The sequence below is a fragment of the Escherichia sp. Lx600-2 genome (assembly GCF_036662595.1).
GTDB lineage: Bacteria > Pseudomonadota > Gammaproteobacteria > Enterobacterales > Enterobacteriaceae > Escherichia > Escherichia coli.
Genome location: NZ_JAYQWM010000004.1, coordinates 107,918 through 120,093 on the forward strand (window position 1 = coordinate 107,918; position 12,176 = coordinate 120,093).

General features: G+C 53.7%; 15 protein-coding genes. 8 read left to right on the top strand and 7 right to left on the bottom strand.

Annotation, left to right across the window (positions count from 1 at the left end; genetic code table 11):
* Window positions 1–37: 37 nt before the first annotated feature.
* The 3 genes from yrbN (at window position 38) to mtr (ending at window position 3,398) form a co-directional block, all read left to right on the top strand.
* A complete protein-coding gene (gene yrbN / locus OQV04_RS02570) occupies window positions 38–118 on the top strand; it encodes a protein YrbN (RefSeq protein ID WP_010723222.1) in 81 nt (26 codons plus the stop codon).
* Window positions 111–2,000: an ATP-dependent RNA helicase DeaD gene (deaD, locus tag OQV04_RS02575; protein ID WP_001301504.1), complete on the top strand. Its 1,890-nt coding sequence runs from the start codon at window positions 111–113 to the stop codon at window positions 1,998–2,000. The genes yrbN and deaD overlap by 8 nt, the downstream gene beginning before the upstream one ends.
* 153 nt (window positions 2,001–2,153) lie before the next feature.
* Window positions 2,154–3,398: a tryptophan permease gene (mtr, locus tag OQV04_RS02580; RefSeq protein WP_000224350.1), complete on the top strand. Its 1,245-nt coding sequence runs from the start codon at window positions 2,154–2,156 to the stop codon at window positions 3,396–3,398.
* 116 nt (window positions 3,399–3,514) lie between these two features.
* Here the strand turns inward: mtr and OQV04_RS02585 are convergent, their stop codons facing one another.
* The 3 genes from OQV04_RS02585 to ubiU form a co-directional block, all read right to left on the bottom strand.
* Entirely contained in the window at window positions 3,515–4,522 is a 1,008-nt protein-coding gene (locus OQV04_RS02585) for a luciferase-like monooxygenase (RefSeq protein ID WP_000130380.1), read from the bottom strand.
* A gap of 80 nt (window positions 4,523–4,602) precedes the next feature.
* The gene (locus tag OQV04_RS02590; protein ID WP_001297426.1) at window positions 4,603–5,481 is read right to left on the bottom strand and encodes a U32 family peptidase; all 879 of its coding nucleotides are present in this window, start codon (window positions 5,479–5,481) and stop codon (window positions 4,603–4,605) included.
* An 8-nt stretch (window positions 5,482–5,489) separates the two neighbouring features.
* On the bottom strand, window positions 5,490–6,485 hold the full coding sequence (ubiU, locus tag OQV04_RS02595) for a ubiquinone anaerobic biosynthesis protein UbiU (RefSeq protein WP_000421305.1): 996 nt from the start codon (window positions 6,483–6,485) through the stop codon (window positions 5,490–5,492).
* A 208-nt stretch (window positions 6,486–6,693) separates the two neighbouring features.
* Between ubiU and ubiT the strand changes: the two genes are divergently transcribed.
* Both ubiT and OQV04_RS02605 read left to right on the top strand, forming a co-directional pair.
* Window positions 6,694–7,218, top strand: a complete 525-nt coding sequence (ubiT, locus tag OQV04_RS02600; protein ID WP_001295552.1) for a ubiquinone anaerobic biosynthesis accessory factor UbiT — start codon at window positions 6,694–6,696, stop codon at window positions 7,216–7,218.
* Window positions 7,212–7,715 (top strand): GNAT family N-acetyltransferase, encoded by a 504-nt coding sequence (locus OQV04_RS02605; RefSeq protein WP_032281653.1) that lies wholly within the window; start codon window positions 7,212–7,214, stop codon window positions 7,713–7,715. Before ubiT ends, OQV04_RS02605 begins: the two co-directional genes overlap by 7 nt.
* Here the strand turns inward: OQV04_RS02605 and yhbQ are convergent.
* Window positions 7,702–8,004, bottom strand: coding sequence for a DNA damage response exodeoxyribonuclease YhbQ (yhbQ, locus tag OQV04_RS02610; protein ID WP_000189310.1), 303 nt, complete (start codon window positions 8,002–8,004; stop codon window positions 7,702–7,704). The genes OQV04_RS02605 and yhbQ overlap by 14 nt on opposite strands.
* Before the next feature lie 50 nt (window positions 8,005–8,054).
* On the opposite strand from yhbQ, the gene OQV04_RS02615 reads away from it, so the two are divergent.
* Entirely contained in the window at window positions 8,055–8,498 is a 444-nt protein-coding gene (locus OQV04_RS02615) for a YhbP family protein (protein ID WP_032281652.1), read from the top strand.
* On the opposite strand, the gene yhbO is transcribed toward OQV04_RS02615, so the two are convergent.
* Entirely contained in the window at window positions 8,478–8,996 is a 519-nt protein-coding gene (yhbO, locus tag OQV04_RS02620; RefSeq protein ID WP_001491338.1) for a protein/nucleic acid deglycase, read from the bottom strand. The genes OQV04_RS02615 and yhbO overlap by 21 nt on opposite strands.
* Window positions 8,997–9,123: 127 nt before the next feature.
* Here yhbO and OQV04_RS02625 point away from each other — a divergent pair, with 127 nt between their 5' ends.
* Entirely contained in the window at window positions 9,124–9,759 is a 636-nt protein-coding gene (locus OQV04_RS02625; RefSeq protein ID WP_032281651.1) for an NAD(P)H-binding protein, read from the top strand.
* A gap of 72 nt (window positions 9,760–9,831) precedes the next feature.
* Entirely contained in the window at window positions 9,832–10,872 is a 1,041-nt protein-coding gene (locus OQV04_RS02630) for a permease (protein ID WP_000147620.1), read from the top strand.
* A gap of 113 nt (window positions 10,873–10,985) precedes the next feature.
* Here OQV04_RS02630 and dolP read toward each other — a convergent pair whose 3' ends face one another.
* A complete protein-coding gene (dolP, locus tag OQV04_RS02635) occupies window positions 10,986–11,561 on the bottom strand; it encodes a division/outer membrane stress-associated lipid-binding lipoprotein (RefSeq protein WP_000646033.1) in 576 nt (191 codons plus the stop codon).
* Window positions 11,562–11,570: 9 nt separating this feature from the next.
* On the bottom strand, window positions 11,571–12,161 hold the full coding sequence (diaA, locus tag OQV04_RS02640) for a DnaA initiator-associating protein DiaA (RefSeq protein ID WP_001158034.1): 591 nt from the start codon (window positions 12,159–12,161) through the stop codon (window positions 11,571–11,573).
* Window positions 12,162–12,176 lie beyond the last annotated feature (15 nt).

The following is a 12,176-nucleotide window of genomic DNA, read 5'->3' on the forward strand; positions in this document are numbered from 1 at the left end:
GTTAATACACCTACTTTGAGCCGGTTCACACTTTTCAATGAAAATTGCTGATCAATTTCATGATGAGTTATGTAGACTGGCCGCCATTAATTTTGAGGCACACGTACTACATGGCTGAATTCGAAACCACTTTTGCAGATCTGGGCCTGAAGGCTCCTATCCTTGAAGCCCTTAACGATCTGGGTTACGAAAAACCATCTCCAATTCAGGCAGAGTGTATTCCACATCTGCTGAATGGCCGCGACGTTCTGGGTATGGCCCAGACGGGGAGCGGAAAAACTGCAGCATTCTCTTTACCTCTGCTGCAAAATCTTGATCCTGAGCTGAAAGCACCACAGATTCTGGTGCTGGCACCGACCCGCGAACTGGCGGTACAGGTTGCTGAAGCAATGACGGATTTCTCTAAACACATGCGCGGCGTAAATGTGGTTGCCCTGTACGGCGGCCAGCGTTATGACGTGCAATTACGCGCCCTGCGTCAGGGGCCGCAGATCGTTGTCGGTACTCCGGGCCGTCTGCTGGACCACCTGAAACGTGGCACTCTGGACCTCTCTAAACTGAGCGGTCTGGTTCTGGATGAAGCTGACGAAATGCTGCGCATGGGCTTCATCGAAGACGTTGAAACTATTATGGCGCAGATCCCGGAAGGTCATCAGACCGCTCTGTTCTCTGCAACCATGCCGGAAGCGATTCGTCGCATTACCCGCCGCTTTATGAAAGAGCCGCAGGAAGTGCGCATTCAGTCCAGCGTGACTACCCGTCCTGACATCAGCCAGAGCTACTGGACTGTCTGGGGTATGCGTAAAAACGAAGCACTGGTACGTTTCCTGGAAGCGGAAGATTTTGATGCGGCGATTATCTTCGTTCGTACCAAAAATGCGACTCTGGAAGTGGCTGAAGCTCTTGAGCGTAACGGCTACAACAGCGCCGCGCTGAACGGTGACATGAACCAGGCGCTGCGTGAGCAGACACTGGAACGCCTGAAAGATGGTCGTCTGGACATCCTGATTGCGACCGACGTTGCAGCCCGTGGCCTGGACGTTGAGCGTATCAGCCTGGTGGTTAACTACGATATCCCGATGGATTCTGAGTCTTACGTTCACCGTATCGGTCGTACCGGTCGTGCGGGTCGTGCTGGCCGCGCGCTGTTGTTCGTTGAGAACCGCGAGCGTCGTCTGCTGCGCAACATTGAACGTACTATGAAGCTGACTATTCCGGAAGTAGAACTGCCGAACGCAGAACTGCTGGGCAAACGCCGTCTGGAAAAATTCGCCGCTAAAGTACAGCAGCAGCTGGAAAGCAGCGATCTGGATCAATACCGCGCACTGCTGAGCAAAATTCAGCCGACTGCAGAAGGTGAAGAGCTGGATCTCGAAACTCTGGCTGCGGCACTGCTGAAAATGGCACAGGGTGAACGTACTCTGATCGTACCGCCAGATGCGCCGATGCGTCCGAAACGTGAATTCCGTGACCGTGATGACCGTGGTCCGCGCGATCGTAACGACCGTGGTCCGCGTGGCGACCGTGAAGATCGTCCGCGTCGTGAACGTCGTGATGTTGGCGATATGCAGTTGTACCGTATTGAAGTGGGCCGCGATGATGGTGTTGAAGTTCGTCATATCGTTGGTGCGATTGCTAACGAAGGCGACATCAGCAGCCGTTACATCGGTAACATTAAGCTGTTTGCTTCTCACTCCACCATCGAACTGCCGAAAGGTATGCCGGGTGAAGTGCTGCAACACTTTACACGTACTCGCATTCTGAACAAGCCGATGAATATGCAATTACTGGGCGATGCACAGCCGCATACTGGCGGAGAGCGTCGTGGCGGTGGTCGTGGTTTCAGTGGCGAGCGTCGTGAAGGTGGTCGTAACTTCAGCGGTGAACGCCGTGAAGGTGGTCGTGGTGATGGTCGTCGTTTTAGCGGCGAACGTCGTGAAGGCCGCGCTCCGCGTCGTGATGACTCTACCGGTCGTCGTCGTTTCGGTGGTGATGCGTAATCATCGCTGAACAGCGAACACAGTCTGTAAAATAATATATACAGCCCCGATTTGAACCATCGGGGCTTTTTTTCTGTCTTTTGTACTCGTGTACTGGTACAGTGCAATACATAACAACGCAGTCGCACTATTTTTCACTGGAGAGAAGCCCTCATGGCAACACTAACCACCACCCAAACGTCACCGTCGCTGCTTGGCGGCGTGGTGATTATCGGCGGCACCATTATTGGCGCAGGGATGTTTTCTCTGCCAGTGGTCATGTCCGGGGCGTGGTTTTTCTGGTCAATGGCGGCGCTGATCTTTACCTGGTTCTGTATGCTGCATTCCGGCTTGATGATTCTGGAAGCTAACCTGAATTACAGAATCGGTTCGAGTTTTGACACCATCACCAAAGATTTGCTGGGCAAAGGCTGGAACGTGGTCAACGGCATTTCCATTGCCTTTGTGCTCTATATCCTGACCTATGCCTATATTTCTGCCAGTGGTTCGATTCTGCATCACACCTTCGCAGAGATGTCACTAAACGTCCCGGCACGGGCGGCGGGTTTTGGTTTTGCATTGCTGGTAGCGTTTGTGGTGTGGTTGAGCACTAAAGCCGTCAGTCGCATGACAGCGATTGTGCTGGGGGCGAAAGTCATTACCTTCTTCCTCACCTTTGGTAGCCTGCTGGGACATGTGCAGCCTGCGACATTGTTCAACGTCGCCGAAAGCAATGCGTCTTATGCACCGTATCTGTTGATGACCCTGCCGTTCTGTCTGGCATCGTTTGGTTATCACGGTAACGTGCCAAGCCTGATGAAGTATTACGGCAAAGATCCGAAAACCATCGTGAAATGCCTGGTGTACGGTACGCTGATGGCGCTGGCGCTGTATACCATCTGGTTGCTGGCGACGATGGGTAACATCCCGCGTCCGGAGTTTATCGGTATTGCAGAGAAGGGCGGTAATATTGATGTGCTGGTACAGGCGTTAAGCGGCGTACTGAACAGCCGTAGTCTGGATCTGCTGCTGGTCGTGTTCTCAAACTTTGCGGTAGCGAGTTCGTTCCTCGGCGTAACGCTGGGTTTGTTTGACTATCTGGCAGATCTGTTTGGTTTCGACGACTCGGCTGTGGGCCGCTTTAAAACGGCATTGCTGACCTTTGCCCCGCCAGTTGTGGGGGGGCTGTTGTTCCCGAACGGATTCCTGTACGCCATTGGTTATGCTGGTTTAGCGGCTACCATCTGGGCGGCAATTGTTCCGGCGCTGTTAGCCCGTGCATCGCGTAAACGCTTTGGCAGCCCGAAATTCCGCGTCTGGGGTGGCAAGCCGATGATTGCGCTGATTCTGGTGTTTGGCGTCGGCAACGCACTGGTCCATATCTTATCGAGCTTTAATTTGCTGCCGGTGTATCAGTAATCAGCGGGCCTTATCCGACATTTCTGCTGCCTACACAATGCCTGATGCGCTTCGCTTATCAGGCCTACGTAGGATAGCGTTGCCAGCTCGGATAAGGCTTCCCGCGTTAAGACACACTATCCCAACAACTCTTCCTTAACATCCATCGCCAGCTCAAACGAATGCAGGCGCGCCTGGTGGTCGAAAATCTGCCCGTTAACCATAATCTCATCGGCGTCGGTTTCGCGCAGGATCGACTGCAAACCATGACGCACTTTCGCTTTATCGCCCACCAGCGACATACTCAGCGCCTGTTGCACGCCATACTGCTCAGACGGTGACCAGAACTGATCCATATTTTGAATCGGCGGCGGCAGTTGCCCGGTTTCGCCACGGCGCAGCTTCACAAAGGCTTGCTGCATTGAGGTAAACAGAAATTCAGCGTCGCGGTTGCTGTCGGCAGCGATAATATTGATGCACACCATTGCGTATGGTTTTTCCAGTCGTGCCGACGGTTTGAAGTTGCTGCGATAAAGATGCAGCGCCTGGAACAACATATCCGGCGCGAAGTGTGAGGCAAACGCAAACGGCAGACCAAGCTGCGCCGCCAGTTGCGCGCTGTAAAGGCTGGAGCCTAACAACCACACCGGTATTTTCTCGCCATAGCCTGGTACCGGGCGCACATGCGGATTAGGATCGCGGGCGTCAAACCAGTCCACCAGCTCCGCGACATCGCGGGGGAAATTATCAATATCGCCGCTCATATGACGACGTAGCGCCATCATGGTTCGCTGGTCACTACCCGGAGCACGACCCAGCCCCAAATCGATTCGCCCCGGATAGAGTGTATTGAGCGTGCCGAACTGTTCTGCAATGACCAACGGTGAGTGGTTAGGCAACATCACGCCGCCAGACCCCAGATGCAGCGTGGTGGTATTCGCCGCCAGATAGCCAATCAATACCGACGTGGCAGCACTGGCAATGCCAGTCATATTGTGGTGTTCTGCCAGCCAGTAGCGATGATAGCCGCGCTTTTCAGCCAGACGGGCGAGATCGAGAGAGTGGGAGAATGCTTCTCGCGCTGAAGAACCTTCGGGAATGGGGGCCAGATCGAGTAGCGAAAACGCAATGGTTTTATCAGTCATAACAGCTCACTTTGTTACCGATTAATCTTTAATACTGCATTAAAGAGTAGTTAAAGTTGTTAACAAAGTGAGCTATTTACTTAGGCTTGCAGCTCCAGTCCTGCCAGCCGCCGCCAGTAGCCGTTACAGTCGCTGTTCGCCGTCAACGGCAGTGGTGCAGCGCCATTTTCATTAGCGCGGAAGGCGTCGAGCATCGCGAAAGTGTCAGTACCCTGCGGTGACAGGCGGACCACATCAACCAGGCCCTGCATGGATGCCAGCTCGTTACCGAGGTTGTAAACGTAGCCGCTCATGGTCTGAATGCCATTGAGTACAAACACTTGTTGGTTTTCCTGCGACAGCACGTTGCGCCCGTTCGGATACTTAATGCAGCAGGTTTCACACTCATCTTTCGGGCGGTCTTCCGAACGCGCGGTAAAGCAGCGGGCGGAGTAGGCCAGCGGCAGATGACCGTAGCTCAGGACTTCCACTTCAAACTGGTTACGAATGCCCAGCTCATCGCACTGATTAAGCAGATTCACCAGCCAGTCGCGGGAAAGCTCCACTGGCATACACCAGCGCATCATGCCCTGTTTGAGCAATATTTTCAGCGTCACCGCGTTATAGCAGTTCAGCGCGTGTCCGGCGACGAACGGCAGTTTGCGTTCAGCGCACATATTCACCACGCCGAGATCGCTGGCTTCAATCAGAAACTCACCGTTCTCAACATAGCGTTTCAGTTCGCCCAGTTCAGATGATGCCTGCACCAGCGCCAGCGTGGAGAGCACTATCTGCTTACCACTTCCGGCGAGCGATTTTGCCATCTCCAGCCAGTCGCCAACTTTGGTTGCCCGGCGCTTGCTGCATACCGCTTCGCCAAGATAAATCACGTCGGCGCTGCTGGTGGCGGCCTGCTGATAAAAATCTTCCAGCGTCTCTTTTGGCCAGTACCACAGCACTGGCCCTAAGGAATATTTCATTGCTCTTCTCACTGCCATTTACGGTGATACGCGCCAAGGGTGGTTTGCGTGCCTTCGGACATCGACCCGAGCGTCTCCATCCACGCGCTTTGCGGTACGAAGTTTTGCGGATCGGCCTTACAACGGTCGATAGCCTGACGCCAGACTTTCGCCACCTGGCTGACATACGCCGGGCTACGCTGGCGGCCTTCAATTTTCACCGAAGCGATATTCGCCGCCATTAACTCCGGCAGCAGTTCCAGGGTATTGAGACTGGTTGGTTCTTCCAGCGCGTGATAGCGCTCGCCGTCCACCAGATAACGCCCTTTACACAACGTCGGATAACCTGCGTTTTCGCCGTCCTGATAACGGTCGATCAGCACTTCGTTCAGGCGGGATTCCAGCCCCTGCGGCGTTTGTTGCCAGCGCACGAAACGGGCCGGAGAACACGCGCCTACGGTGTTGGGCGACTCACCCGTCAGATACGACGACAGATAGCAACGACCTTCCGACATAATGCACAGGCTGCCGAAAGCAAAGACTTCCAGTGGTACAGGTGTGACCCGTGCCAGTTGTTTCACCTGATGAATCGACAACACGCGCGGCAGCACCACGCGAGCAACGTCAAAATGGCGATGATAAAAGTTAATCGCCTCTTCATTGGTCGCCGAAGCCTGCACTGACACATGACGCTCAATATGCGGGTAACGCTCGGCGGCGTACTCTAGCATGGCGAGGTCGGCGAGGATCAGCGCGTCGGCACCCAGCTGCGCCGCCATATCCACGGCGCGCTGCCAGCGGGCGTAACCGTCCGGATGCGCAAAAGTGTTAATCGCGATGTGAAGTTTGCGGCGATGTTGATGGACAAAACTCACCGCTTCCTGCAATTTTTTCTCGGTAAAGTTAAGGCCGGCGAAGTGACGGGCATTGGTATCATCTTTTAGCCCGATATAAACAGCATCTGCGCCGTTTTCGATGGCCGCCTTAAGCGCCGGGAGATTTCCGGCAGGGCAGAGCAGCTCCATAATTTTTCCTGAAGGTTGCGCTATCAAAACGCAAAAATGTTAACGAACTGGGATTTTAGTTAACCTTGCTGCGACAATTTTTGATTTAAGGCAGTTAAAGTTGTATTGGTGGTAGCAGCAATTTCATATGGAATTGTTGATTTATACCGCTATGTTATTTTTCTGATATGGCAAAATAGGATGATTGTTGAAACAGGGAGTAAAACTCGTGTTGGATAAACTGCGTTCCCGTATTGTGCATTTGGGGCCATCTCTGTTGAGTGTACCGGTAAAACTGACGCCATTTGCGCTAAAACGCCAGGTTCTTGAGCAGGTCTTAAGCTGGCAATTCCGTCAGGCGCTGGATGATGGCGAGCTGGAGTTTCTTGAAGGCCGCTGGTTAAGTATTCATGTGCGTGATATTGACCTGCAATGGTTTACCTCGGTGGTGAATGGCAAACTGGTGGTCAGCCAGAACGCGCAAGCTGATGTGAGTTTTAGTGCCGACGCCAGCGATCTGCTGATGATTGCGGCGCGTAAACAGGATCCGGATACGCTCTTCTTCCAGCGTCGGCTGGTGATTGAAGGCGATACGGAGCTGGGGCTGTATGTGAAAAACCTGATGGACGCCATTGAACTGGAGCAAATGCCGAAAGCCTTACGCATGATGCTGCTGCAACTGGCGGATTTTGTTGAGGCGGGAATGAAAACCGCGCCTGAAACCAAACAGACATCGGTAGGTGAACCATGCTAATTCGAGTAGAAATTCCCATTGATGCCCCGGGTATTGATGCCCTGCTGCGTCGTTCATTCGAAAGTGATGCGGAAGCGAAGCTGGTTCACGATCTGCGTGAAGATGGCTTTCTGACGCTGGGGCTGGTGGCGACAGATGACGAAGGTCAGGTCATTGGCTATGTGGCATTTAGCCCGGTTGATGTGCAGGGCGAAGACCTGCAATGGGTCGGCATGGCACCGCTGGCGGTAGATGAAAAATACCGTGGACAGGGGCTGGCACGCCAACTGGTCTATGAAGGACTCGATTCGCTTAATGAGTTCGGCTATGCCGCAGTGGTGACGCTGGGCGATCCGGCGCTGTACAGTCGTTTCGGCTTTGAACTGGCGGCGCATCACGATCTGCGTTGCCGCTGGCCGGGCACTGAAAACGCCTTCCAGGTACATCGTTTAGCGGATGACGCGCTGAATGGCGTAACCGGTCTGGTTGAGTATCACGAGCATTTCAATCGCTTTTAATCTCCGGGGTTTGCAGACTGCTTAACAGCTCTGCAAACCCTGCGCCTTCCGCTACCAGACGCTCTTTTTGCAGTTTGGTCAGTTGCTTAACGCGATATTCCGCCCGTAACGCCAGCGAACGATCGCCCACTGGCGCAGAAAACGCCAGCGTCAGTTCTCCTTTCCCGCGCAGTGCTTTCGCCCCTTTGCCGCTTTGGTGCTGCTGATAGCGGCGTTCGACATCCGTGGTGATCCCGGTATAAAGCTTATTGTCGGCGGTACGGATCAAGTAAAGAAACCAGGGTGTCATCGTCTGCGTCGCATGTTAAGGTCAGGCCCACAGTATAAAAGAGAACAGCAATGGAAACACTCACCGCCATCAGCCGTTGGCTGGCAAAACAACATGTTGTCACCTGGTGTGTGCAGCAGGAAGGGGAACTCTGGTGCGCCAATGCCTTTTATCTGTTTGATGTGCAGAAAGTCGCCTTCTACATTTTGACGGAAGAAAAAACGCGCCACGCGCAGATGAGTGGGCCGCAGGCTGCGGTTGCCGGAACGGTAAACGGTCAGCCGAAAACGGTAGCGTTAATTCGCGGCGTGCAGTTTAAAGGTGAGATCCGCAGGCTGGAAGGTGAGGAAAGCGACCTCGCGCGCAAGGCGTACAATCGTCGCTTTCCGGTTGCCAGAATGCTGTCGGCCCCGGTGTGGGAAATCCGGCTCGATGAAATCAAATTCACCGACAACACGCTGGGCTTTGGTAAAAAAATGATTTGGCTACGCGACTCAGGCACCAAGCAGGCGTAACGCCTCGCGGTTAAACGCTGGCAGATCGTCCGGTGTGCGGCTGGTAATCAGCTGATCTTTATCGACCACCACTTCCTGATCGTAAAATTCCGCGCCCGCGTTTTTAACATCAATAATGATTGGTTTAACCGCGGTCAGTTTGCGTCCCCGAATAACATCGGCGCTGATCAGCAGCTGCGGACCGTGACAGATGGCGAAAACAGGTTTGCCGCTATTCACAAAATCACGGGTAAAGGTGACAAAACGGTTGTCGCCACGCAGATAATCCGGTGAATGACCGCCCGGTAGCAGCAGGGCATCAAACTCTGCTGGCGTCACTTCATCGATGGATTTATCGATGGTCACGCTGGCTTCTCCTTTTTTGCCTTTCACCGTTTTACCCGCTTGTTTTTCAATGGTAATCACTTCGTGTCCGGCTTTACGGAACTCGTCTGCGGGTGAAGTAAATTCTGAATCCTCAAATTCATCAGTGATTAAAACGGCAATTTTCTTACTCATGCTTCCTCCGCGTTGTTGCATTGGATGAGGCGAATTTCCCACAATCGGGGATAATTACCTCATGGTCTATTAAGCCTGGTGCATGAGCCGTGGAGCGCAAGGCAGACAATTCTGTAAAGGAGCGAAGATGAGTCAGGTACTGATTACAGGCGCAACGGGGCTGGTGGGCGGTCACCTGCTGCGGATGTTGGTTAACGAACCGAAAGTTAACGCTATAGCCGCGCCGACGCGACGTCCGTTGGGCGATATGCCCGGGGTGTTTAATCCCCATGATCCGCAACTGACTGACGCGCTGGCGCAGGTCACCGATCCCATCGACATTGTGTTTTGTTGTCTCGGCACCACGCGGCGAGAAGCGGGGAGCAAAGAGGCGTTTATTCATGCCGATTACACGCTGGTAGTGGATACCGCATTAACCGGGCGGCGACTGGGCGCGCAGCATATGCTGGTGGTCAGTGCTATGGGTGCCAATGCCCACTCGCCGTTTTTCTATAACCGCGTCAAAGGGGAGATGGAAGAAGCATTAATCGCCCAGAACTGGCCGAAATTGACCATTGCTCGCCCGTCGATGTTACTGGGCGATCGTAGCAAACAGCGGATGAACGAAACGCTTTTTGCGCCGCTGTTCCGTTTGTTACCCGGTAACTGGAAATCCATTGATGCGAGAGACGTGGCGCGGGTCATGCTGGCAGAGGCGATGCGGCCTGAGCATGAAGGCGTGACGATTTTAAGCTCTTCAGAATTACGCAAAAGAGCTGAATAATTATTCCCAAGGATTGATAGTGAGCGTAATATTCACGCGCTCAATTATCATAACTTATTCCTGGGGAATGCTATGACTGGTCAGTCTTCATCTCAGGCGGCAACGCCCATTCAGTGGTGGAAACCCGCGCTTTTCTTTCTCGTTGTCATTGCCGGTCTCTGGTATGTGAAATGGCAACCTTACTACGGCAAAGCGTTTACTGCTGCCGAAACCCACAGTATCGGTAAATCTATCCTTGCGCAGGCGGATGCTAATCCATGGCAGGCGGCGTTGGATTACGCGATGATCTATTTCCTCGCGGTATGGAAAGCGGCGGTGCTGGGGGTGATCCTCGGTTCGTTGATTCAGGTGCTGATCCCGCGTGACTGGTTGTTGCGTACGCTTGGGCAATCGCGCTTTCGCGGCACGCTGCTGGGAACGCTGTTTTCGCTGCCGGGCATGATGTGTACCTGCTGTGCGGCTCCGGTCGCGGCGGGAATGCGTCGCCAACAGGTGTCGATGGGCGGTGCGCTGGCATTCTGGATGGGCAATCCGGTGTTAAACCCGGCGACGCTGGTGTTTATGGGGTTTGTCCTCGGCTGGGGTTTTGCGGCGATTCGTCTGGTGGCCGGGCTGGTGATGGTGTTGCTGATTGCGACGCTGGTGCAAAAATGGGTGCGTGAAACACCGCAAACGCAGGCACCGGTCGAAATTGACATACCGGAAGCACAGGGCGGTTTTTTTAGCCGCTGGGGCAGGGCGCTATGGACGCTTTTCTGGAGTACGATCCCGGTTTACATCCTTGCAGTACTGGTGTTGGGTGCCGCTCGCGTCTGGTTATTCCCCCATGCCGATGGTGCTGTCGATAACAGCCTGATGTGGGTGGTGGCGATGGCGGTAGCAGGATGCTTTTTTGTCATTCCCACGGCAGCAGAAATTCCGATTGTACAAACGATGATGCTGGCAGGTATGGGAACTGCTCCGGCGCTGGCATTGTTGATGACGCTCCCGGCGGTGAGTTTGCCGTCACTGATTATGCTGCGCAAAGCGTTCCCGGCGAAAGCCTTATGGCTGACGGGAGCGATGGTGGCAGTGTCAGGCGTGATTGTCGGCGGGCTGGCGCTGTTATTCTGATTTGAGGGAAAACATGTCGGATGCGGCGTAAACGCCTTATCCGACCTACGGTTTGCATCGTTGTAGGCCTGATAAGACGCGGCAAGCGTCGCATCAGGCATTACAAGGGGCTGCTATTTAATAAACGTAAACGCCGTAGTTACTCGCTTCACGCCGCTCACCCGGCTGGCAATATCTGCCGCCGCTTTCGCTTCACGTTCAGTCACCAGCCCCATCAGGAACACTTCACCGTTTTCGGTGGTCACTTTCACGTTGGACGATTTCACCAGGTCGCTGGTTAAGAGCTGCGAACGCACTTTGGTGGTGATCCACGTATCGTTAGACGCTTCGCCCAGACCAATCGGCTGGCCCTGACGAATCTCGTTATACACTTCGTTGGCACCGTCTACGCCCATAGCAATCTGTTTGGCGCGAGCCGAAAGTTCAGCGTTTGGTGACTGCCCAACCAGCAGCACTTTGCCCTGATAGGCCGTTACATTAATACGCGCTTCTTTCTTAATCTGTTCGTCTTTCGACAATGCGCTGTTCACGCGCACTTCCAGGGTACCATCGTCCACCTGGGTGCCGACACTGCGTGGGTCAGTTGCGGCTTTGGTACCCACAGCAGCAGTACCCACTACGGCAGCGGCAACACAACCTTGCAACAGCAGCGCGGAAATAAGGACTGCGATTGGCGATAATGCCTTCATGTATTCTCCTTAATCATCCTGGTGAGGGAAAAGCGTGTTATCGATCAGATCGCACAGGCAATTTACCGTCAGCATATGCATTTCCTGAATGCGAGCACTACGATGCGAAGGAATGCGGATTTCCACATCCTGTGGCCCTAACAAACCTGCAAGTTCACCGCCGTCATAGCCGGTTAATGCCACAATGGTCATATCACGCGTAACGGCAGCTTCTACCGCTTTTACAATATCGCGGCTGTTGCCACGGGTGGAAATGGCTAACAATACATCTCCCGCATGACCCAGCGCCCGCACCTGTTTTGCATACACTTCATCATGTAAGCGATCGTTGGCAATCGCCGTTAAGACAACATTATCAGTATTTAGTGCAATGGCAGGTAAGCTGGGCCGCTCCGTTTCGAAACGGTTGATCATGCTGGCAGCAAAATGCTGTGCATTGGCAGCGGAAGTTCCATTACCACAACAGAGGATTTTGTTGCCATTGAGCAGAGACTGAACCAGCGTCATGGCCGCACGGGAGATGGCATCCGGAAGCGCCTCTGCCGCCGCAATTTGAGTTTGAATGCTTTCAGTGAAGCAAGCTTTAATTCTTTCTTGCACGCTAATCCTTAAACC